At 67.1% G+C, this 20,691-nt stretch carries 20 protein-coding genes and 1 pseudogene; 17 read left to right on the forward strand and 4 right to left on the reverse strand.

Annotated elements, in window-relative coordinates; all coding sequences use genetic code 11:
• Positions 1 to 69 precede the first annotated feature (69 nt).
• Positions 70 to 1,368 (forward strand): MATE family efflux transporter, encoded by a 1,299-nt coding sequence (locus tag ACZ5IQ_RS12480; RefSeq protein WP_267325578.1) that lies wholly within the window; start codon positions 70 to 72, stop codon positions 1,366 to 1,368.
• Between the two features lie 162 nt (positions 1,369 to 1,530).
• Here ACZ5IQ_RS12480 and ACZ5IQ_RS12485 read toward each other — a convergent pair whose 3' ends face one another.
• The gene (locus ACZ5IQ_RS12485; RefSeq protein WP_020101948.1) at positions 1,531 to 2,280 is read right to left on the reverse strand and encodes an enoyl-CoA hydratase; all 750 of its coding nucleotides are present in this window, start codon (positions 2,278 to 2,280) and stop codon (positions 1,531 to 1,533) included.
• Between the two features lie 71 nt (positions 2,281 to 2,351).
• On the opposite strand from ACZ5IQ_RS12485, the gene ACZ5IQ_RS12490 reads away from it, so the two are divergent.
• Positions 2,352 to 2,618, forward strand: coding sequence for a DUF2277 domain-containing protein (locus ACZ5IQ_RS12490; RefSeq protein ID WP_060999751.1), 267 nt, complete (start codon positions 2,352 to 2,354; stop codon positions 2,616 to 2,618).
• A complete protein-coding gene (locus tag ACZ5IQ_RS12495; protein WP_060999651.1) occupies positions 2,615 to 3,163 on the forward strand; it encodes a DUF1802 family protein in 549 nt (182 codons plus the stop codon). Before ACZ5IQ_RS12490 ends, ACZ5IQ_RS12495 begins: the two co-directional genes overlap by 4 nt.
• On the opposite strand, the gene ACZ5IQ_RS12500 is transcribed toward ACZ5IQ_RS12495, so the two are convergent.
• Together ACZ5IQ_RS12500 and ACZ5IQ_RS12505 are read right to left on the reverse strand one after the other, a co-directional pair.
• Positions 3,152 to 4,795: a CocE/NonD family hydrolase gene (locus ACZ5IQ_RS12500; protein WP_464481321.1), complete on the reverse strand. Its 1,644-nt coding sequence runs from the start codon at positions 4,793 to 4,795 to the stop codon at positions 3,152 to 3,154. The genes ACZ5IQ_RS12495 and ACZ5IQ_RS12500 overlap by 12 nt on opposite strands.
• Before the next feature lie 63 nt (positions 4,796 to 4,858).
• A complete protein-coding gene (locus tag ACZ5IQ_RS12505) occupies positions 4,859 to 5,434 on the reverse strand; it encodes a DUF3558 domain-containing protein (protein ID WP_212811786.1) in 576 nt (191 codons plus the stop codon).
• 156 nt (positions 5,435 to 5,590) lie between these two features.
• On the opposite strand from ACZ5IQ_RS12505, the pseudogene ACZ5IQ_RS12510 reads away from it, so the two are divergent.
• The 3 genes and pseudogenes from ACZ5IQ_RS12510 (at position 5,591) to truB (ending at position 8,101) form a co-directional block, all read left to right on the forward strand.
• A pseudogene (locus ACZ5IQ_RS12510) lies at positions 5,591 to 6,537 on the forward strand (metallophosphoesterase family protein).
• Entirely contained in the window at positions 6,537 to 7,202 is a 666-nt protein-coding gene (gene pptT / locus ACZ5IQ_RS12515; protein WP_212811784.1) for a 4'-phosphopantetheinyl transferase PptT, read from the forward strand. The pseudogene ACZ5IQ_RS12510 and the gene pptT overlap by 1 nt, the downstream one beginning before the upstream one ends.
• Complete coding sequence (truB, locus tag ACZ5IQ_RS12520) at positions 7,199 to 8,101, forward strand: tRNA pseudouridine(55) synthase TruB (protein WP_212811783.1); 903 nt, start codon at positions 7,199 to 7,201, stop codon at positions 8,099 to 8,101. The genes pptT and truB overlap by 4 nt, the downstream gene beginning before the upstream one ends.
• A gap of 73 nt (positions 8,102 to 8,174) precedes the next feature.
• Here truB and ACZ5IQ_RS12525 read toward each other — a convergent pair whose 3' ends face one another.
• Positions 8,175 to 9,113 carry an AraC family transcriptional regulator gene (locus ACZ5IQ_RS12525; RefSeq protein WP_464481322.1) on the reverse strand — a complete coding sequence of 313 codons (939 nt, stop codon included), beginning with the start codon at positions 9,111 to 9,113 and terminating at the stop codon, positions 8,175 to 8,177.
• On the opposite strand from ACZ5IQ_RS12525, the gene ACZ5IQ_RS12530 reads away from it, so the two are divergent.
• From ACZ5IQ_RS12530 to ACZ5IQ_RS12580, 11 genes are all read left to right on the forward strand, one after another.
• Entirely contained in the window at positions 9,075 to 10,022 is a 948-nt protein-coding gene (locus ACZ5IQ_RS12530; protein WP_464481323.1) for an SDR family oxidoreductase, read from the forward strand. The genes ACZ5IQ_RS12525 and ACZ5IQ_RS12530 overlap by 39 nt on opposite strands.
• A gap of 185 nt (positions 10,023 to 10,207) precedes the next feature.
• Complete coding sequence (locus tag ACZ5IQ_RS12535; RefSeq protein ID WP_212811779.1) at positions 10,208 to 10,873, forward strand: TetR/AcrR family transcriptional regulator; 666 nt, start codon at positions 10,208 to 10,210, stop codon at positions 10,871 to 10,873.
• 122 nt (positions 10,874 to 10,995) lie between these two features.
• The gene (locus ACZ5IQ_RS12540) at positions 10,996 to 12,201 is read left to right on the forward strand and encodes a lipid-transfer protein (RefSeq protein WP_212811778.1); all 1,206 of its coding nucleotides are present in this window, start codon (positions 10,996 to 10,998) and stop codon (positions 12,199 to 12,201) included.
• 55 nt (positions 12,202 to 12,256) lie between these two features.
• Positions 12,257 to 12,697, forward strand: a complete 441-nt coding sequence (locus ACZ5IQ_RS12545; RefSeq protein WP_212811777.1) for a type II toxin-antitoxin system Rv0910 family toxin — start codon at positions 12,257 to 12,259, stop codon at positions 12,695 to 12,697.
• Between the two features lies 1 nt (position 12,698).
• The gene (locus tag ACZ5IQ_RS12550) at positions 12,699 to 13,574 is read left to right on the forward strand and encodes a MaoC/PaaZ C-terminal domain-containing protein (protein ID WP_212811776.1); all 876 of its coding nucleotides are present in this window, start codon (positions 12,699 to 12,701) and stop codon (positions 13,572 to 13,574) included.
• A 22-nt stretch (positions 13,575 to 13,596) separates the two neighbouring features.
• Entirely contained in the window at positions 13,597 to 14,463 is an 867-nt protein-coding gene (locus ACZ5IQ_RS12555) for an SDR family oxidoreductase (protein WP_318984340.1), read from the forward strand.
• The gene (locus ACZ5IQ_RS12560) at positions 14,460 to 15,728 is read left to right on the forward strand and encodes an acyl-CoA dehydrogenase family protein (protein ID WP_318984341.1); all 1,269 of its coding nucleotides are present in this window, start codon (positions 14,460 to 14,462) and stop codon (positions 15,726 to 15,728) included. The genes ACZ5IQ_RS12555 and ACZ5IQ_RS12560 overlap by 4 nt, the downstream gene beginning before the upstream one ends.
• Before the next feature lie 65 nt (positions 15,729 to 15,793).
• Positions 15,794 to 16,690 (forward strand): alpha/beta hydrolase, encoded by an 897-nt coding sequence (locus ACZ5IQ_RS12565; protein WP_244881358.1) that lies wholly within the window; start codon positions 15,794 to 15,796, stop codon positions 16,688 to 16,690.
• An 8-nt stretch (positions 16,691 to 16,698) separates the two neighbouring features.
• Positions 16,699 to 18,300: an acyl-CoA synthetase gene (locus ACZ5IQ_RS12570; protein ID WP_212811772.1), complete on the forward strand. Its 1,602-nt coding sequence runs from the start codon at positions 16,699 to 16,701 to the stop codon at positions 18,298 to 18,300.
• Positions 18,297 to 19,145, forward strand: a complete 849-nt coding sequence (locus tag ACZ5IQ_RS12575; RefSeq protein ID WP_212811771.1) for an SDR family oxidoreductase — start codon at positions 18,297 to 18,299, stop codon at positions 19,143 to 19,145. Before ACZ5IQ_RS12570 ends, ACZ5IQ_RS12575 begins: the two co-directional genes overlap by 4 nt.
• A gap of 16 nt (positions 19,146 to 19,161) precedes the next feature.
• A complete protein-coding gene (locus ACZ5IQ_RS12580; protein WP_244872577.1) occupies positions 19,162 to 20,667 on the forward strand; it encodes an aldehyde dehydrogenase family protein in 1,506 nt (501 codons plus the stop codon).
• Positions 20,668 to 20,691: the final 24 nt, after the last annotated feature.

The following is a 20,691-nucleotide window of genomic DNA, read 5'->3' on the forward strand; positions in this document are numbered from 1 at the left end:
GTTTGTACGCCGACACGCCGTAAATTGCGGGCATTTCGGGGCCGCTCGTCGGCCGCGACGGTGCGCATCATGACCACTGAGGTCACCGGCCGGCGGATCGCGGCGTTGGCTTTCCCGGCCCTCGGGGTGCTCGCCGCCGAGCCGATCTACCTGCTGCTCGACACCGCCGTCGTCGGCCGGCTGGGCGCGCTGCCCTTGGCCGGTCTGGCCGTCGGTGGACTGATCCTGAGTCTGGTCGGGTCGCAGCTGACGTTCTTGTCGTACGGCACGACGTCGCGGTCGGCCCGGAGTTTCGGCGCCGGTGACCGGGCCGGCGCGGTCGGGGAGGGCGTGCAGGCGACGTGGCTGGCGCTGGCACTCGGTGTGCTGATCGTCGTCGTGGTGCAGGCGCTGGCCCCGTTGCTGCTCACGGCCATCGCCGGCTCGCGGGGCGGCATCGCCGAGACCGCGTTGCCGTGGCTGCGCGTGGCGATCCTGGCCGTGCCGGCGATCCTGATGTCGATGGCCGGCAACGGCTGGCTGCGCGGCGTGCAGGACACCGTGCGACCGCTGCGGTATGTGCTTGTCGGCGTGGGTATTTCAGCGGTGCTGTGTCCACTGCTGGTGTTCGGGTGGCTCGGATTGCCGCGGCTGGGCCTGACGGGCTCGGCGGTGGCGAACCTCGTGGGGCAGTGGCTCGCCGCGGCGCTTTTCGGGTATGCGTTGTTGTCCGAACGGGTTTCGCTGCGGCTGCGGCCCGACGTGCTGCGCGCCCAACTGACCATGGGGCGCGACCTGGTGCTGCGGTCCCTGGCGTTCCAGGTGTGTTTCCTATCTGCCGGCGCGGTCGCGGCCCGGTTCGGTGCGGCCGCCGTCGCCGCCCATCAGGTGGTGCTTCAGCTGTGGAATTTCCTTGCGCTGGTGCTGGATTCGCTGGCCATCGCGGCGCAGTCGCTGGTCGGCGCGGCCCTCGGCGCGGGGGAGCCGGCGCACGCCAAGACGGTGGCACGGCGCGTGACGGTCTACTCGGCCGCCGCGGCGACGGTGCTCGCGGCCGTGTTCGCACTCGGCTCCGGCGTGCTGCCGGCAGTGTTCACCGCCGATCATGCGGTGCGGGACCAGATCGGCATCCCGTGGTGGTTCATGGTGGCCCAATTGCCCATCGCCGGAATCGTTTTCGCCCTCGACGGGGTGCTGCTGGGCGCCGGTGACGCGAAGTTCATGCGCAACGCCACCCTGATCAGCGGGCTCGTCGGCTTCCTGCCCCTGATCTGGCTGTCGCTGGCCTTCGGGTGGGGCCTGGCCGGCATCTGGTCCGGGCTCAGCACATTTTTGGTGCTGCGACTCGTCTTCGTCGGCTGGCGCGCGTTGTCCGGCCGCTGGGCGTGACTGGCCCGCCACCGCGAGTGTGCCCCATGCGCGAGCGTGCCTGTCTGCGCGCGACAAACCGAGGGTTCCGTACAGAAACGTCCCGCTCAGCGCTGGTGAGCGGGACGTTCTTGTACACCTGGAGCGGCGTGTCGGCGTACAAACACGGCCGCTCGCGGGGGGTCAGACCTGGGTGCGGCCGCGCTGCATGACGGCGTCGCGGTTGGCGGCGATGTCGTTGCCGCTGGACGCGTCCATCCACTTCCGGGCCGACGCGGCTTCGATCCACAGCCCGGCGTCGGTCTGGGAGCCGTCGATCTTGTGGTACGAGTCCAGCAGCGCGCGCACGGCGTTCTGGTTGTTCCCGACGATCGAGGCGGCCACCCGGCGCGCCGTCGGGAGCAGCTCGTCGTGCGGCACCACCTCGGTCACCAGCCCGGCGCGCAGCGCCTCGGCCGCCGACAGGTAATCGCCGGTCAGGCTCATCCTGCGGGCCAGGCCGACGCCGGCCTTCTGCGGCAGCCGCACACTGAGGCCCCACGTCGGCAGCAGCCCGACGCGGGCGTGGGTGTCGGCGAACTTGGCGTTCTCGGAGGCGATCAGGATGTCGCAGTACAGGGCCAGTTCCAGGCCGCCGGTGACGGCCGCGCCGTTGATGGCGCCGATCACGGGCTTGGTCATGTTGGGCCACTTCGGCGAGATGTCCGGCAGATCCGCGCCTTCGCCGAGTTCCTTGAGGTCGAGGCCGGCGCAGAACACCGGGTCGGCGCCCGTCAGGATCACCACGTCGACGTCCGGGTCGGCCTCGGCCTGGCGCAGTGCGCCGTAGAAGGCGTCGCGCAGTTCGTACGACAGCGCGTTCCGGGACTTGGGCCGGTTCAGCGTCAGGGTGCGAACCCGGTCGGTGGTGTCGATCAGTAGGACGTCGGTCACGTTGGCTCCTTGCGTTGCGGTCACCCACCGACACCGTAACTTGCGGCTTGGACGGGCCTATCGTGGAGGGCATGTGCCGCAACATCACCGAACTGCGTGGCCTGGAGCCGGCCGCCACGGCCGAGGAGATCGAGGCCGCCGCGCGTCAGTACATCCGTAAGGTCAGCGGGATCACCCGTCCCACCGCTGCCAACGTCGATGCTTTCGAAGCCGCTGTCGCCGAGGTCACGGCCGTCACCGAGAGGCTGTTGGACCAGCTGCCGGCCCGTCGGCAGCCGCCCAAGACGGTGCCGCCGCTGCGGCGGCCCGAGGTGCAGGCGAGGTTGGCCGCCAAGTGAATTCGCCCGCACTCAAGGAGTGGGGCGCGGCGGTCCAGGCGCTGCTCGACGGGCGGCAGACGGTCCTGTTGCGCAAGGGTGGCATCGGGGAGAAGCGTTTCGAGGTATCGGCGCCGGAGTTCGTGTTCTTCCCGACGGTCGAGCACAGCCACGCGCAACGGGTCCGGCCCGAATTCACCGATCTGCTGAACCGGGCGGCCGGGGACAGCACCGATACCGAGGTGGTTGTGCGCGGTGGCGCGAAAGTCGTTGCCGCCGTGGCAGTCGAGCGCCCGGAGCAGTTGGACGCCATCGCCGATCTTCATATCTGGACCGCTGAGTCCGTTCAGAACGACCGGCTGGATTTCCGGCCCCGGCACCGGCTGACGGTCCTGGTGGTGCAGGCGAAACCGCTCGTGGCTCCGGTGCGGCTGCCGCGCACGCCGGACTACGCCGGCTGCCGCAGCTGGGTGGAGCTGCCCGTCACACCCGAGTGGGGCTCGCCGGTGCACGACGACGCGGCGCTGGCCGCCGTCGCCCAGCGGGTGCGTGACTCAGTCGGCTGACAGCGCCACCGTCGGTAGCAGCAGCCGTGACACCCCGCCCGTCCCGTGATGGATCGTGTGCGTGGCCGGCACCATGCGCTCGCCGGAGACGACGGGCTCGCCGGTGCCGAGGTTGCGGTCGTAACGGGGGTGGCAGCCGCCCGCGACGATCACCCGTAGCCGGGACCCGGCCGGGATCCGGTGCGCGACGGCGTCGAGCTCGAGCCGGATGGTCTCGGGTTCGTCGGAAGGTGTTGTGAACCTGCGGAATCCATCGCTGACGTTGCGGGACTTGCCGTTAACGTCGACCACGCTGAGCCGGACGAAGATGTCCCGGTTGGGGTTGTCGCAGGACTGCGTCAGCTCGATCACCGGCGTGCCGACCAGGTACAGGTCTTCGGTGAGCGGCTCACCGGTGAAGTCGACGACGTCGGGCCGCCGGCTGAGGGCGGAGTCCTCCTGGTAGCCCGCCGACGACGACAGCAGCCGGCCGCCCAGCGTGGGCGTCGGCGCCGCGGGATCGAAGGTGAACCGTGACGGCGGTGCGGTATCGGCGGGCGTGGCGGCGCTGAGCCGGTGCGCCGGTTGCAGGTGGAGCTCGAGTTCGGTGGCAGCCGGTGGCCAGTCCGGCATGGTCAGCCAGCCCTGTCCGTTGACCTCGACCCGGACGGCCGCCCGTTCGGATGCCGGCGCGCGCTCGGCCAGGTGGGTGTCGAGCCACGCCAGGGATTCGCGCAGCACCGTGGCGCCGCCGCGGGTCATCACCTGGGTGTGGGTCCACGATCCGATGGTGACGGCGGTCGGCACGCCACGCGATTTCAGGCGCTGGAACTGCGTCAGGGTCTGCTCCAGGAAAAGGTCCTGCCAGCCACCGATGAGGAGCACCGGCACGTCGACCTTGTCGAGCGTGTCGCTGAAGGCCATGTTCTCCCAGAACGGGTCGGTGCCGTCGGGGTGGCTCAGCCAGGATTCGTACCAGGTCGCTCCGGAACCCAGTAGCCGGCGTCCGGCGGCTCCGGCCGGAGCCTGTGTGTGGGTGCGGGCGACCAGGCGCGGTGCCAGGAACCGCCGCAGCACCACGGCCAGCGGCCGATCTTCCTGGTGCGCCATCATGTCGCTCCAGCCCAGGAAGTTGTCGAGCGTGAACGCGCCTGTGCCCCAGGCTGATTCAGCGAAGTCGTGAGGGCCCACCATGACGATCGCGGCCTTCAGTTCGGGTGGGGGATCGGTGAGCAGCGCCCACTGGGTGAAGCCCAGGTACGACAACCCGATTGTCGCGAACGACCCGGTGAACCACGGCTGATCGCGCAACCAGGCCGCGGTGTCCACGGCGTCGGCGATCTCGTTGACCATCGGTTCGAAGTCGCCACCGGAGCCGAACGTGCCGCGCACACTCTGCAGCAGCACGTGGTAGCCGCGGCGGGCGTATGCAGCGCCGAACACCGGGCCGAAGGGGAAGCCGCGGCCGTAGGGGCACCGAACCAGGAGGGTGCCCTTCGCGGCGCCGGTGGGTGCGTAGTGGCTGCCGACGAGTTCGACGCCGTCGCGCATCGGGGTGGTGACGCGGCTGACGGTGTAGTCCGTCGTGGGCGGCGGGACGTCGAGGATGCGGCTCAGCAACCGGGAGCCGAGATGGGCGATTCGGGAGCTCACCCTTCGGATGGTACCGATCCGTACCGTGCGGCGCCGTCCGCGAGCTCGACGGGCGGCCGACAATCAGAACTTGTAGAACGGCACCAGCTGGTTGGCGCGCTGCAGGTTGGTCTGCAGGCAATCCGGGCGGTCCGGCGACTCGATCGGTGAGTAGAACAGCGACTGGTTGATCAGGCCGTAGCTGGTCTTGAAGGTGATCATGCACGTCACCCACCACCGGTCATTCCAGTCGGTCGGCTTCATGATCCAGTACTGCGCGGCGCGGTGTCCGGCGATGTTCAGCTCGACGGCGTCGGCCGGCAGCGTCTGCTCGTAGGTGCGCCACACGATCGGCTCGACGGCCATCTGGTAGTTACCGGCGTCGTAGTGGCAGCGCAGGCCGTCTTCGTGGTCGGGCGGGGTGAAGCCCAGGCCCATGGCGTTGATGGCGTCGAGCGGAATCTGGTCGCACGGGTCGAATGGGCTCGGGTTCGTCGTGGCGATGATCGGCGACTTGATGGTGCTGCTGAGCGGGGCGGAGGTGGAGCGCAGCTCGACGTCGTCGCCGGCGGTCGGTGACACCGGGTTGGTCTGTGTGACCACCACGCCTGCCGTCACGAGCGCACACAGCGCCGACACGAGCCGCAGTTTCCCGGCCATCGCTGCCATGACACCCCTTAGATCCGAGCAATACTGCGGGGAGTCTACAAGTCGCCTGCGTCACACCGGACAGGATGGGAGAACCTGTTCTAGTTTCTCCCGCTGCGCGGGACGGTTGGCACTCCAGCGGGCGTTGCTGTCGCCCAAGTAGGCTGGATTTTTGTGTCGACCCAGCCGACCCTTTGGGCAATCAGTGACCTGCACATCGGGCATACCGGAAACAAGCCGGTCACCGAGTCGCTGCACCCGGCCTCGCCCGACGACTGGCTGATCGTCGCCGGCGATGTCGCCGAGCGCACCGACGACATCCGATGGTCCCTGGACCTGCTGCGCAAGCGTTTCGCCAAGGTCATCTGGGTGCCCGGCAACCACGAACTGTGGACCACCAACAAGGACCCGATGCAGATCTTCGGGAAGGCCCGCTACGACTACCTGGTCGACATGTGCGACCAGATGGGCATCGTGACCCCCGAGCACCCGTTCCCGGTCTGGACCGGCCCCGGAGGCGCGGCGACGATCGTGCCGATGTTTCTGCTGTACGACTACAGCTTCCTGCCCGCGGGCACGGCGACGAAGGCCGAGGGGCTCGCGCTGGCCAAGGAGCGCAACGTCGTCGGCACCGACGAGTTCCTGCTGTCGAGCGAGCCGTACGCCACCCGGGACGCGTGGTGCCGGGACCGGCTGAACGTCACCCGCAAGAGGCTCGACGACCTGGACTGGATGGAGTCCACGGTCCTGGTCAACCACTTCCCGCTGGTGCGCGAGCCCTGCGATGCCATGTTCTATCCGGAGTTCTCGCTGTGGTGCGGCACCACCGCGACCAAGGACTGGCACACCCGCTACAACGCCGTCTGCTCGGTGTACGGCCACCTGCACATCCCGCGCACCACCTACTACGACGGGGTGCGGTTCGAGGAAGTATCGGTCGGCTATCCGCGAGAGTGGCGGCGCCGCAAGCCTTATCGGTGGATGCGCCAAATCCTGCCGGACCCCCAGTACCCACCCTCTACCTCAACGACTTCGGTGGCCACTTCGAGATCACCCAGGAAATGCGGGAGCACGCGCAGAAGATGCAGGACCGGATCAATTCGAGGCGGTTGTGATGAGCGACGCCCTGTTATCGCAGGTGCTGCCCGACGTGGTGGCCACCGCCGAGACGTATTCGGACCCGGCCGATCTCGTTCCACTGCCGGAGGAAGAGCCCCTGATCGCGCGTTCGGTGGCCAAACGGCGCAACGAGTTCATCACCGTGCGGCACTGCGCCCGTGAGGCGTTGAGCAAGCTCGATGTCGGCCCGGTCCCGATCCTCAAGGGGGACAAGGGTGAACCGTGCTGGCCCGACGGCATCGTCGGCAGCCTGACGCACTGCGAGGGCTTCCGCGGCGCCGTGGTGGCCCGCGCCACCGAGGTGCGGTCGGTCGGTATCGATGCCGAACCGCACGGCGTGCTGCCCAAGGGCGTGCTGGGCGCGGTCGCGTTGCCTGCCGAGCAGGACGCCGTGGCGACGCTGCAGGGTGACCTCCACTGGGATCGAATCCTGTTCTGTGCCAAGGAGGCGACGTACAAGGCCTGGTTCCCGCTGACCCATCGCTGGCTGGGTTTCGAGGACGCGCACATCACCTTCGAGCTGGATTCGTCGGGGACCTCGGGCACGTTCCTGTCGCGCATCCTGATCGACCCGTCCGCCGAGTCCGGGCCGCCGCTGACCGAACTGCCCGGGCGCTTCACCGTGTCCAACGGCCTTGTCCTGACGGCGATCTCGCTGTGAAAGCTGCATCGAAGCCGGCCCCGCCGCCGGGTCTGGTGATCGTCGACAAGCCTGCCGGGATGACGAGCCACGATGTCGTCGGCCGGTGCCGGCGACTGTTCGGGACCCGGAAGGTCGGGCATGCCGGCACGTTGGATCCGATGGCCACCGGCGTGCTGGTGGTCGGCATCGAACGGGCCACCAAGATCCTCGGGCTGCTGACCGCCACCGACAAGCAGTACATCGCGACCATCCGGCTCGGCCAGACCACGTCGACCGAAGACGCCGAAGGCGAAGTGCTGGAGACGGTTTCGGCCGCGCACGTGACCGACGACAAGATCGAGTCGGCGGTCGCGGCCTTGCGGGGCGAGATCGACCAGGTGCCCTCGGCCGTCAGTGCCATCAAGGTCGACGGCGAGCGCGCGTACAAGCTGGTCCGCGAAGGGAAGGCGCCGGAACTGGCGGCCCGCCGGGTGCGCATCGAACGCTTCACGGTGGACGCGGTCCGTCGCGTCGAGGAGTTCGTCGACGTGGACGTCACCGTGGACTGCTCGTCGGGCACCTACATCCGGGCGCTGGCCCGTGACGTCGGCGCCGCGCTCGGCGTCGGTGGACACCTGACGGCGTTGCGGCGCACCAAGGTTGGTCGCTACGGCTTGGACGAGGCGCGCACGCTGGAACAGTTGAACGATGCGGCCGAACTGAGCTACTCGCTGGACGCTGCGTGCCTGCTCGGGTTCCCTCGCCGCGACCTGACCGATGACGAGACCGAGGACACCCGGCATGGCCGGGCCCTGAAGCCGGCCGGCATCGACGGGGCCTACGCCGCCACCGCACCCGACGGGCGGGTCATCGCGCTGCTGGAAGACGGGCCAAAGCGCACCAGCAGCGTCGTGGTCCTGCGACCGGCCACGTTGTAGCGGTGGCGCATTCCGATCCACGAAAGCCGCCTTTGACCGGTCGAGCCCGGCCGGTCATCGGACTTGCTCCAGGTCATTGCGCGACAGATCTTGGAGTCATCTGAGCTGTCCGGAACTCAAGTGGTGTGACACCCGCGCGATGCCGGAAGAACCGAGTGAATGCGGTCGGTTCAGGGAAGCCCACGGCGCGGCCGACGGCTTGCACGGATGCGGTGTCGTGGACGAGGAGGCGTTTGGCCTCGAGTAACGCTCGCTGATCGACGAGCTGTTTGACCGTCAGGCCGGTGTTGCGTAATGCGCTGCGATTGATCGTGCGCGCCGAGTAGCCCAGTTGTCGGGCGTAGTCGCCGGTGTTTCTCGTGGAGGCAAAGTTGGCGTCGATCGCCGCGGTTAGAGCGCTGAAAAGGTCTTCTGATGTTCCATGTGCAGGCTTCTCCGCCGGATCGGCGAGGGCAAGTTCGACTACCAGCATGCCCAGCATCCGGGCCAGGAGCTCTTCCTGCATGCTCGGTGGCAGCGAACGTGCTGCGGTTTCGATGAGGTCGTCGAGTCGGCGGCGGGCGGGAGACGCGTGCGCAGCCGCCCGGGACCACAAAGACCGCGGTTGAACTGATCCACTCAGCGCGCGCGCTCGCTCGTCAAGCCGGGTGGGTTGAAATAGCACGATGGTCGCGGCGACATCCGCGTAGTCGATGGCCTGCAGCGCGTGTGACGCGATAACGGCGGACGACTGCCATTCCTGGACCTGGCCGGCACGCACCCAGAGCACGTCTCCCGGACTCAGCACGTACTCGACGAAATCCACGGTGTGGCGAAACGTTCCCGCGTCGCACACCACCAGCAGATCGAAGTCCACTCGCTGAGGCCGCAAGAACTGATCCGTAATCGGCCGGGCACGTAACCGCAATTCGCTGAGAGACATCACTTCGATCGAAAGCCGACTCGTCGAGTAACGGACGTTCAAGATGCTCGAATGTCCAATTTTGTTCATCGTATGACCTCGAATCACCATGACAATGCCTTCGGTGAGCCCAAGGATAGGTTCAATATCGTTGTCACAGATCGAGGATCCATGAACAATCCGTCGCTCGCCGTCACCGGATCGACCGGTCATCTCGGCGCGATCGTCGCTCGTCGGCTCGCGAACGAAGGGGCTGCGCTGCGGCTGCTCTCCCGCAATCCGCAGAAGGCTCCCGCACTCGCGGGTGCAGTAGCGGTCCAGAGCTCATATGCCGACGACGACGTCACGCGTGCCAGTTTGGTCGGCGTCGATGTTCTGTTCATGGTGTCGGGCGCCGAGAGCGCCGACCGCCTCGACCAGCATCGGGCGTTCATCGATGCGGCGGTCTCCGCCGGCGTCCGTCACATCGTCTACACCTCGTTCGCCGGCGCAGCGAGTGATGCCGTCTTCACCTTGGCGCGTGACCACTGGGGCACCGAGCAGTACATCCGCGCCAGCGGTATCTCGTATACGTTTCTTCGGAACAACTTTTACGCAGACGTGCTCCCGGAGTTCGTGGGTGAGGACGACGTCCTGCGGGGTCCCGCCGGAGACGGGCGGCTGGCTCCTGTCACACGTGCTGACGTAGCTCGTGTTGCCGCAGCTGTCGTCAAAGAGCCGGCCGCACACGCCGACGCGACCTATACCCTCACAGGTCCGGAAGCCCTGACGTTGACTGAGGTCACCCGGATCATCTCTGAGGTCTCGGGACGCTCGGTGACCTACCACAACGAGACGATAGAAGAAGCCTATGCGTCACGCCGACGACTCTGGAACGTTCCACAGTGGCAGTACGACGCCTGGGTATCGACCTACACTGCAATCGCCGCCGGCGATCTCGCCGACGTCACCAACGACGTCCGCGCGGTGACCGGACATGCTCCCGAGAGTCTGCGCCAGTACCTGCAGTCTCGAACGTGAGACGAAAGTCGTTCTCTCGCAGGTGCAGTCAAAGTCGGTGCCAGCCGAATGCCGAGGCGCTTCTCGTGGAGCCGGGTTCGCCGTCGAGTAGGCACTGAGCAGGCGGCTCGCCGTGTTGCCCAGCGGCACATTTACATACCGATTCGCATCGTTTATCGTCCGGGCTGGATCTGCGTCCACGTAAGATGCAACGCGTGACTGCAGGTGTGGAGGGGCAGGCCAAGCGCCGTACCCAGGCTGAGCGCAGTGCCGCAATGCGCACCCGCCTGCTCGACGCCACAGTCGAATGCCTGGTCACCTACGGATATTCCGGAACCACGACGCAACGGGTCGCGGAGATCGCCGGCGTGACGCGTGGGGCGCAGGTTCACCATTTCCGCTCCAAGGAAGACCTGGTGGCAGCCGCGGTCGAGCACCTGGCCGAGCAGCGGGTGCAGGCCGCCGTCCGCGACCTCGGGCGGGTGCAAAGCAACCCTGACCCGGTTTCCACGATGCTCGACTACCTCTGGGAATCGCATCAGGGGCCGGTCTTTTTTGCGACGCTCGAACTCTGGGTGGCGGCGCGTACCGATCCGGGTCTGGCCGAGCACATCGACCGCGTCGAACCCATTGTCACCAGCGCATTGGTCAGCGCGCTGGCGCAGCTGGTTCCGAATCGGGCCGCGCAGAAGGACTTGCGCGACTTGGCGTTCACCGCCATGGACGCGCTGCGGGGGATTCTGCTCTCGAGCTTTGTGGACCGGGACACAGATCGGGCCAGAAAGCGCTGGAACCGGGTGTGCGGCCAGCTGCACGGCATGTTTGTCGAAGCTCTCGACGGGAACGCCGTCAACTCCGAAATAACCTCCTAAGTAACACTTTTCGCCGTGTCGCGGCGGCAAACTCGGTTGGTTTGCCGCCACCTTTCGCTACCCTCTTGTAAAGATACAAACAGGTTGGTATGTTTCTGTCACCGCACAGAAAGAGAGGGTTCATGCCCAACAAGGTGTATGTGATCGGCGTCGGCATGACGAAGTTCGAGAAGCCCGGCGCTCGGCTCAATCCGGACGGGTCACCCTGGGACTACCCCGACATGGCACGCGAGTCCGGCTCAAAAGCATTGGCAGACGCGGGAATTGACTACCGTGAGATTCAAGAGGCGTACGTCGGCTATGTGTACGGGGAGTCGACGTCGGGTCAGCGGGCGGTCTACGAACTCGGCATGACGGGCATCCCGGTCGTCAACGTCAACAACAACTGCTCGACGGGCTCCACCGCGCTGTATCTCGCGGCACGGGCGGTGCGCAGCGGTCTGGCGGACTGCGCCCTGGCGCTCGGGTTCGAGAAGATGCAGCCCGGATCGCTCGGTTCGACCTACGACGATCGCGAGCAGCCCATGGCCAAGCACATCATGGCCATGGCCGAGATCTCCGAGGTGCTGTTCCCGCCGGCGCCGTGGATGTTCGGCGCGGCCGGTCGCGAGCACATGAAGCAATATGGTTCCACCGCTGAGCATTTCGCCAAGATCGGCTACAAGAACCACAAGCACTCGGTCAACAACCCGTACGCGCAGTTCCAGGACGAATACAGCCTCGAGGACATCCTGGGCGCGCGGATGATCTACGACCCGCTGACCAAGCTGCAGTGCTCGCCGACGTCCGACGGCTCCGGTGCGGCGATCCTGGCGAGTGAGGCGTTCGTCGACAAGCACGGACTGGCCGACCGCGCGGTGGAGATCGTCGGACAGGCGATGACCACCGACTTCGACAACAGCTTCGACGGCACCTGTAAGGCGCTGATCGGCTACCACATGAACGTCGCTGCCGCGCAACAGGTTTACGAACAGGCCGGCCTGGGCGCCGAGGACTTCCAGGTGATCGAGCTGCACGACTGCTTCAGCGCCAACGAACTGCTGCTATACGAAGCGCTGGGGCTGTGCGGCGAAGGTGAGGCCGCGAAGCTGGTCGACAACGGCGACACCACCTACGGCGGACGTTGGGTGGTCAACCCGTCGGGTGGGCTCATCTCGAAGGGTCATCCGCTGGGCGCCACGGGCCTCGCGCAATGTGCCGAACTGACCTGGCAGCTGCGCGGCACCGCCGACAAGCGTCAGGTCGAGAACGTCACGGCCGCGCTGCAGCACAACATCGGCCTGGGCGGGGCGGCCGTCGTCACCGCCTACCAGCGCGCCGAGCGCTGAACCGAAACATCAACGAACACAACACAACCGATCAGCAAGAACTAGGAGTACAACCATGGGACACATCGAAGCCACCAAGCAGCTGTCGGCCAGCCCGGAGGCGCTGTGGTCGATCGTTTCGGATCTCTCCACCTGGGACAAGTGGTTCACCGTCCACGAGAAGTGGCTGAGCGACGTACCGGCGACCGTCACCCCGGGCACCACGCTGACCGCGAAGATCGTCATGCTCGGTATGGCCAACAAGATCGAATGGACGATCCAGAAGATGGACGCCCCGACCTCGTTCGCGTTGTCCGGAACCGGCATGGCGGGCGTGAAGGCGCTCTTCGAGTTCACGGTGACGCCGTCTGGTGACGGTTCGGAGTTCAAGGTGGCCGGCGATTTCGAGGGTGCGCTGGTGAAGGGCGCGCTGGCCAAGGCCGTGGAGAAGGACGGCGCCAAGCAGCTCGACAAGACGCTCGAGCAGCTCGATGCCCTCGCCACGGCGGCGGTCTGACATGCCGGATGAGGAACTGGTTTTCGACGATTCCGGCCTGAACAAATGGACCGATGAGGATCACTTCGAGGTCACCCGCGACCATCTCATCGACTACGCCAAGGCCACGAACGACCCCATCTCGGCACATCTGGCGGGTGATGTCGCGCCCCCGATCTTCGCGATCGTGCCGGTGTTCGAATCGCTGCTGACACCCACCGTCGACGTGGCGCCGGTGGAGTTGATTCCGCGGGTGGTGCACGGGGAGCAGGACTTTCACTTCCACCGGCCGATCTACCCCGGCGACAGGCTGGTGTCGCGCGGCATGATGCTCGGGTACGAAGGACTCGAGAACGGCACCCGCGCAGCTGTCTACCTGGAATGCCGAACGGACGACGGCGACCTGGTCAACGAACAGTACGTGACGTGCTTCTTCCGCGGATTCAACGCAGGCAAGAAGATCGGCGAGCTGGGTCCGTCGCACAAGTTCGATGCCGCACTGCGTGACCAGCCGCCGCTGGCCACCGTCATCCAGCACGTCGATGCGGACCAGACGTTCCGGTACTCACCGGCATCGGGTGACCCGATGCCGATCCACCTCGACGAAGAGGTGGCCAAGGACGCGGGTCTGCCGGGCATCATCGCCCATGGCCTGTGCACCATGGCGTTCACCTCATGGGCCCTGCTGACCGAGGTCGGCGGGGAAGACGTCAACCGGCTCAAGAGATTTGCCGTCCGGTTCTCGAAGATGGTCTTTCCCGGAGATGACCTGGAGACCCGAATCTGGAAGGCCGGTCGCGGCAGTCACACGACGCGGTACGCGTTCGAGACGGTGCGAAGCGGCAGCGCCGGCGAGGAATTCGCCATCACCGACGGCCTGGCCGTCTTCGCCGACTAGTTGACTTGAAAGGACTTCAGACATGGGAGCTTTGGCAGGACGGATCGCCGTCATCACCGGCGCCGGGCGCGGCATCGGCCGCGAACACGCGCTGCTGTTCGCGCGAGAGGGGGCCAGCGTCGTCGTCAACGACCTCGGCGGGAGCAACTCCGGTGAGGGCGCCGATGCCGGCCCGGCACAGGAAGTGGTCGACGAGATCGTCGCCGCCGGCGGAACAGCCGTCGCCAACACCGACAACATCGCCAGCTGGGCGGGCGCGGCCGGTCTGATCGATCAGGCGGTCAGCGAGTTCGGTGGTCTCGACATCGTGGTCAACAACGCCGGGATTCTGCGTGACGGTTTCATCCCGACGCTCGAGGAATCACAGTGGGACGCTGTGGTTTCGGTGCACCTCAAGGGCCACTTCTCGGTGCTCCGGCACGCCGCCGCCTACTGGAAGGCGCAGAGCAAGGCCGGTAACCAGCCGAACGCCTCGGTCATCAACACGGCATCGGGGTCGGGCCTGACCATCCCCAACGCGGGCCAGGCGAACTACGGCGCGGCCAAGGCGGGTATCGCGGCGTTGACGTTGGTGGCGGCGGAAGAACTCGAGCGCTATGGCGTGCGGGCCAACGCCATCGCCCCCATCGCGCGCACCCGGCTCACGCTCGCCACCCCGGGCATGGGTGCCCTGATGGCCGAACCCGATGAGGGCGAGGTCGACCTGTTCAGCCCGGCGAACATCTCGCCGCTGGTCGCCTACCTGGCGACCGAGAAATGCCCCGTCACCGGAAAGGTTTTCGCGGTGCAGGGCGGTGCGATTTCCGAACTCGGCGGCTGGCACGACGTGTCGACCATCGAGACCGACGGCCTGTGGGAGATCGACGACATCGCGGCGAGGTTGTCATGATCGAGTGGTCTGAATCCGATGAACTCATTCGCGAGAGTGTCCGCGAGTTCATCGACAAGGAGATCGAGCCGCACCGGGACGGATTGGAGCGCGGCGAGATATCGCCGTATCCGGTCGTGCGGAAACTGTTCAGCGAGTTCGGACTTGACGCGGTGGCCGCGGAAGCGGTCAAGACCATGCTGGAGAAGGAGCGGGCGAAGGCCGCCGCGGTGGCTGCGGGGGAGCCGAAGCGGGAGAAGCGCGCGGGCTCGTCCGCCGGCATGGGCGATCTCGGTGGGCAGATGTCGATGGCCGCGGTGCTGGTGTCCGAGATCGCCGGGGTCAGTATCGGTCTGCTGAGCACCGTCGGTGTCAGCCTGGGATTGGGTGCGGCCACCATCGCCAGCCGCGGCACCTTGGCGCAGAAGGAGCGCTGGCTGCCCGAGCTGGTGACGCTGGAGAAGATCGCGTGCTGGGCGATCACCGAGCCGGATGCCGGCTCAGATGCGTTCGGCGGCATGAAGACCTACGTCAAGCGTGATGGGGCCGACTACATCCTCAACGGCCAGAAGACGTTCATCACCAACGGCCCCGATGCCGACGTGCTGATCGTGTACGCCAAGCTGGATGAAGGCGATCCCGATGCCGATCGCCGCAACCGCAAGGTGCTGACGTTCGTCCTCGAGGCGGGGATGCCGGGGCTGACGCAGGGCAGGGCCTTCAAGAAGATGGGCATGATGTCCTCGCCGACGGGCGAGCTGTTCTTCGACAACGTGCGCATCACGCCGGACCGTCTGCTCGGCGAGACCGAAGATCACGGCGGCGGCGACGGGCGGGAAAGCGCCCGGGCGAATTTCGTCGCCGAACGGCTCGGCGTCGCGCTGATGGCGTTGGGCATCATCAACGAATGCCACCGGCGTTGCCTCGACTACGCCAGGACCCGCACGCTCTGGGGCCAGAACATCGGGCAGTTCCAGCTGATCCAGCTCAAGCTGGCCAAGATGGAGATCGCCCGAATCAACGTGCAGAACATGGTGTTCCAGACGCTGGAGAAGGTGCAGGCCGGGAAGATTCCGTCGCTGTCGGAGGCGTCCGCGGTCAAGCTGTACTCGTCGGAGGTCGCGACCGAGGTGGCCATGGACGCCGTGCAACTGTTCGGTGGCAACGGTTACATGGCCGAGTACCGCGTCGAACAACTTGCCCGGGATGCCAAGTCGCTGATGATCTATGCGGGCAGCAATGAGGTCCAGGTGACCCACATTGCGAAGGGGCTGCTCGCCGGATGAGACCCGCGGCCCCACTCACCATGATGGCGATTGTCGATCGGATGACTGCGAACTCGGCTGCACGCATGACTTTCGGTGTCGCCCTGCGGCTGCTGACCGCCAACCCGTGGTTGATCACCCGCCTGCGGCCGGCCGCGAACACCGCGATCGTCGGCCTCAGCCCCGTGGTCGCCGGAACCCGGGTCGAGCCGGTCGACGCGCCACTGCGTGGTGAGTGGGTCCGCGCTCCGGGCGCCCGCGACGACGCGGGCGTTGTGCTGGTACTCCACGGCAGCGGCTACCTGATCTGCTCACCGCGCACGCATCGCGGGTTCGCGTCGTACGTCTCGCAGCATTCGGGGCTGCCGGCCTTGGTCATCGGTTATCCGCTGGCCCCGGAGAACACCTTTCCCGCGGCCGAGGACGCGGCGATGGCCGCGTATCGGTGGCTACTGGTCCAGGGTTACGACCCACGCAAAGTCGTGATCGCCGGCGATTCGGCGGGCGGTCACCTCGCGGTGGCGACGGCCCTGCGGGCAAAGCGGGAAGGGCTACCGGCACCCGCGGCCCTGGCGTTGTGGGGCCCGTTGATCGACCCGGCCTACCGAGCGCCGATGGCTGACCCGAGGGTGCGCCGGCAGCCGTTCGATCCACGGGGAGCCGCCCGTGCCGTGGCGTTGTACGTGGGTGGCGCCGATATCGAGGACCCACGGCTGTGCCTGCTTAACGCTGACCTCGAGACCCTGCCGCCCATTCAGTTGCACTATGGCACAAGGGAAGTGATGCGTGCCGATGCCGAGGCGTTCGCTGCCCGGGTCGTGGCCGCCGGGGGCCACTGCGAGCAACGCGTCTGGCCGGGACTGGCGCACGCCTATTGGATGTTTCCGCGCAGCCGCGACGGAAGTCTGGACAGCATGACGGCAGGCGGTGAGTTTCTCCGGGCGGCCGTGACGCAGCCCGGCCAGCCCGTGGCACAGGACTGAAGGACGTGATGACACAGCTACTGGATCAGGTGCGCGATGTGGTCGAGGCCGCCATCGTGTTGCAGCGCAGGGGATTGGTGGACGTCTGTCGACCGCTGGACGCGATAGCCGCGTCCCGGGGCCTGCGGCGCTACGGGTCGTTCGGTGGGTTGGTGGGACACGTCGCATCGCGTTACGGCGATGCCCCGGCACTCACCGATGAGGACGGCACGCTGAGCTTCGCCGACCTGGAAGCGACGTCGAACGGATTGGCGCGGGGCCTGGCCGGCCGCGGGATCGGGGCAGGCGCCGTGATCGGCCTGATCGCACGAAACCACCGCGCGCTGATGCTGTCGCTGTTCGCCGCCGGAAAGGTCGGCGCCAGAGTGGTTCTGCTCAACACCGGGTTCGCGGCGCCGCAGCTGGCCGACGTGTGCAAGCGGGAGAACGTCACCGCGGTGATCGCCGACGACGAGTTCACCGACCTGATCGACGTCCTGCCGTTCGAGGTCGACCGCATCGGCTGGTCCGGCGTGAGCGGCCTGGCGGCGCTCGCCGCGGGCCGGTCGACGGCACCGTTGCCCGCGCCGGCCTCGGTCGGGGGCATGGTCCTGCTGACCAGTGGCACCACCGGCACGCCGAAGGGTGCGCCGCGGAACAAGGTCAGCCCGTTGCAGTCCGCGCAACTACTGGACCGGATTCCGTGGCCGTCGGGCGGTGCCTACTACGTCGCCGCCCCGATGTTCCATGCCACTGGATTGGCCACCTGCGCTTTGGGTTTGGCGCTCGGTAACCGTGTCGTGCTCGCGCGCCGGTTCGATCCCGAGGCGACGCTCGCGGCGATCGAACGCCACCGGGTGGGGGCGCTCATCGTCGTGCCTACGATGCTGACCCGGATTCTCGACCTCGGCCCCGAGGTCCTGGCGCGTCATGACACGTCGTCGCTGCGGGTCGTGTTCGCCGCGGGTTCGGCGCTGTCCCCGGATCTGTGCCGCCGCACCATGGACGCTTTCGGTGACGTGCTCTACAACCTCTACGGGTCGACGGAGGTCGCCGTCGCGGCGGTCGCCACCCCGAGCGAATTGCGCAGCGCGCCGGGCACTGTGGGGCGCCCGCCGGTCGGCTGCACCCTCGCCGCGTATGACGAGCAGCGCCGCCGGATCACCGAACCCGGCCGCAGCGGAACACTTTTCGTCGCCAGCGGTCTCAGCTTCGCCGGTTACACCGACGGCGGTAACAAGGAGTCGGTCGACGGCTTGTTGTCGTCGGGTGACACCGGCCACTTCGACGAGAACGGATTGTGGTTCGTCGACGGCCGGGAGGACGACATGATCGTGTCCGGCGGCGAGAACGTCTTCCCGTTGGAGGTCGAGAATCTGCTCGCCGGCCATCCCGCGGTGGCGGAAACCTCGGTGGTCGGCGTGGACGACGCCGAGTTCGGAAAGCGGTTGTGCGCGTTCGTGGTACGCCGCCCCGGCGCCGAACTCGACGCCGACGAGGTCAAGAGCTACGTCCGGGCCGGCCTCGCGCGGCACAAGGTGCCGCGCGATGTCGTGTTCGTCGACATCCTGCCCCGCAACGAGACCGGCAAGGTGCTCAAGGCGCAATTGCAGAAGGTGATGGAGCGATGACCAAGAAGCACAACGATATTCGCGGCCGGGTGGTGGCAATCACCGGCGGTGCCAGGGGCATCGGACGCGCAACCGGCCTGGCGTTCTTGCGCGCCGGTGCGCGGGTCGCCCTCGGTGACGTCGATGTCGAGCTGGTCGAGAAGACGGCCGCCGAATTCGCCGCCACTGGCGAACAGGTCTGCGGACTACACCTCGATGTGACGAGCCGGGCGTCGTTCGCGGATTTCCTCGACGACGTCGAGAGCCGGTTGGGTCGCGTCGATGTCCTGATCAACAACGCCGGCATCATGCCCACGGGGCTGTTCGCCGACGAGACCGACGAGATGACCGACCGCATGGTCGCCATCAACCTCGGAGGCGTGCTGAACGGATCGAAACAGGCCGCCATCCGGATGCGTGGGCGCGGCGGCCACATCGTGAACGTCGCCTCACTGGCCGGCGTCAGCGCGTTCCCCGGTCTCGCCACCTACTGCGCCACCAAACATGCCGTCGTCGGATTCACCGAGACCCTGCACCTCGAACTCGCCGCCGCCGGCATCGCCGTCACCGCGGTGCTCCCGGGTGTCGTGCACACCGAGCTCTCGGCGGGCCACAGCGCCCCGCGGTGGATTCAGCCCATCAGCGAAGTGGAACCCGACGACGTGGCGGCGGCCATCGTCGAGGCCGTCACGCGAGGTAGATCGAAAGTGGCTGTGCCGCAAGCACTCGGCGCGATGATCAAGATCCTGGGCGCGCTGCCGGACGGTGCCCGGCACTGGATTTCCCATGCCGCGCACTTCGACACCGCGTTCACCCACACCGACGCCGCGGTGCGCGCGGCGTACCACAGCAGACTCCAGCATTGACCGAAAGGCGCCAACGTTGACTTCAGCCACGGCCACCATCACGGTCTGTTCTCCGGCTGATGGCCGGGTCATCGATTCGATACCGGCGATGAGCGTCGAGGCGGTGGCCGCGGTGATCGCGGACCTCCGTGTCGAACAGGCCGGGTGGGCCGGCCTGTCGCCGCGAGCGCGGGCAGCGCATCTGCTGAAATACCGGGACTGGTTGCTGGACAACGAATGTCGGCTGGCGGTGATGCTGCAGCGCGAGACCGGCAAGCCATGGGCCGAGGCCAATCTCGAGATCCCGTACATCGTGGATGCGATCAACTACTACGCGCGGACCGCACCCGGATTGCTCGCGGACCGCACGCCGCCGCGCCACGGCATGATCGCGGCGACCAAACGCCAACTTCTGGTGCAGCGGCCGTACCCGGTCGTGGGTGTGATCACCCCGTGGAACTTCCCGCTGGGGCTGTCGCTGCTGGATGCCGTGCCCGCGTTGCTCGCCGGGGCCGCCGTGGTGGTCAAGCCCTCGGAGTTCACCCCGTTGACGGTGGCAGCGGCGGTTGACGGCTGGAAAGCCGTTGGTGCGCCGCGGGTTCTGGAGTGCGTGACCGGTGGGGGTGAGACCGGTGCGGCTGTCGTCGACAACGTCGACTACATCCAGTTCACGGGCTCGACGCGAACCGGTAAGACCATTGCGCATGCGGCTGCCGAGCGGTTGATTCCGTGCGGTCTGGAGCTCGGTGGCAAGGACGCGATGATCGTGCTCGACGACGCGGACGTGGCGCGGGCGGCGAATGCGGCGGTGTGGGGCGGCATGGCCAATTCGGGCCAGATGTGTACCTCGGTCGAACGGGTCTACGTGCAGGCGGGTGTGTACGACGAGTTCGTCGGTCTCGTTGTCGAGAAGCTGAAAGCCTTGCGCGTGGGGGAGGACGACCAGCAATTCCGGTATGACGTGGGGCCGTTGGCCACCGAGGCGCAGCTGGCGATCGTGCAACAGCACGTGGACGATGCGGTGGCCCGCGGCGCCACGGTGCTGACCGGCGGCGCACGGGTCGAGAGCACCGGCTTCTTCGAGCCCACGGTCCTGGTCGAGGTCGACCACTCGATGCTGTGTATGCAGCGGGAGACGTTCGGTCCGACGCTGCCGATCATGAAGGTGCGGGACGAAGACGAGGCGGTCCGGCTGGCCAACCACTCGGATTACGGCTTGTCGGCGACGGTGTTCTGCGGCAACAGAACTCGGGCGGAACGAGTGGCGTGCCGGCTCGATGTCGGCGCGGTGAACATCAACGACGTGTTCGGCAATCTGTTCACGCTGTCGTTGCCGCAGGGCGGCTGGAAGCAGTCCGGGCTGGGCCGCCGTAACGGCGCCGATGCCGTGCTCAAATACGCACGGCCGCAGGCGATCGTGTCCGCTCGTGTGCAACCGGACAGCGAGTTCATCTGGTACCCGTACACCGCGATTCGCGGGGCCATCGTGCACCGCGTGGGGCGTCTTCTCGGTGCCCGCGATCTGCTTCGCAGGCTCGGCTGACCGGCACAACGGCAGGCCGACAGG

The organism is Mycobacterium toneyamaense (assembly GCF_055384815.1).

Bases quoted from the DNA above. Each gene is read 5' to 3' on its own strand.
- ACZ5IQ_RS12480 (WP_267325578.1), top strand. From the start codon at position 70: ATGACCACTGAGGTCACCGGCCGGCGGATCGCGGCGTTGGCTTTCCCG.
- ACZ5IQ_RS12490 (WP_060999751.1), top strand. From the start codon at position 2,352: ATGTGCCGCAACATCACCGAACTGCGTGGCCTGGAGCCGGCCGCCACG.
- ACZ5IQ_RS12505 (WP_212811786.1), bottom strand. From the start codon at position 5,434: ATGGCCGGGAAACTGCGGCTCGTGTCGGCGCTGTGTGCGCTCGTGACG.
- pptT (WP_212811784.1), top strand. From the start codon at position 6,537: ATGAGCGACGCCCTGTTATCGCAGGTGCTGCCCGACGTGGTGGCCACC.
- ACZ5IQ_RS12530 (WP_464481323.1), top strand. From the start codon at position 9,075: ATGTCCAATTTTGTTCATCGTATGACCTCGAATCACCATGACAATGCC.
- ACZ5IQ_RS12525 (WP_464481322.1), bottom strand. From the start codon at position 9,113: ATGGTGATTCGAGGTCATACGATGAACAAAATTGGACATTCGAGCATC.
- ACZ5IQ_RS12535 (WP_212811779.1), top strand. From the start codon at position 10,208: ATGCAACGCGTGACTGCAGGTGTGGAGGGGCAGGCCAAGCGCCGTACC.
- ACZ5IQ_RS12540 (WP_212811778.1), top strand. From the start codon at position 10,996: ATGCCCAACAAGGTGTATGTGATCGGCGTCGGCATGACGAAGTTCGAG.
- ACZ5IQ_RS12545 (WP_212811777.1), top strand. From the start codon at position 12,257: ATGGGACACATCGAAGCCACCAAGCAGCTGTCGGCCAGCCCGGAGGCG.
- ACZ5IQ_RS12550 (WP_212811776.1), top strand. From the start codon at position 12,699: ATGCCGGATGAGGAACTGGTTTTCGACGATTCCGGCCTGAACAAATGG.
- ACZ5IQ_RS12555 (WP_318984340.1), top strand. From the start codon at position 13,597: ATGGGAGCTTTGGCAGGACGGATCGCCGTCATCACCGGCGCCGGGCGC.
- ACZ5IQ_RS12560 (WP_318984341.1), top strand. From the start codon at position 14,460: ATGATCGAGTGGTCTGAATCCGATGAACTCATTCGCGAGAGTGTCCGC.
- ACZ5IQ_RS12565 (WP_244881358.1), top strand. From the start codon at position 15,794: ATGACTTTCGGTGTCGCCCTGCGGCTGCTGACCGCCAACCCGTGGTTG.
- ACZ5IQ_RS12570 (WP_212811772.1), top strand. From the start codon at position 16,699: ATGACACAGCTACTGGATCAGGTGCGCGATGTGGTCGAGGCCGCCATC.
- ACZ5IQ_RS12575 (WP_212811771.1), top strand. From the start codon at position 18,297: ATGACCAAGAAGCACAACGATATTCGCGGCCGGGTGGTGGCAATCACC.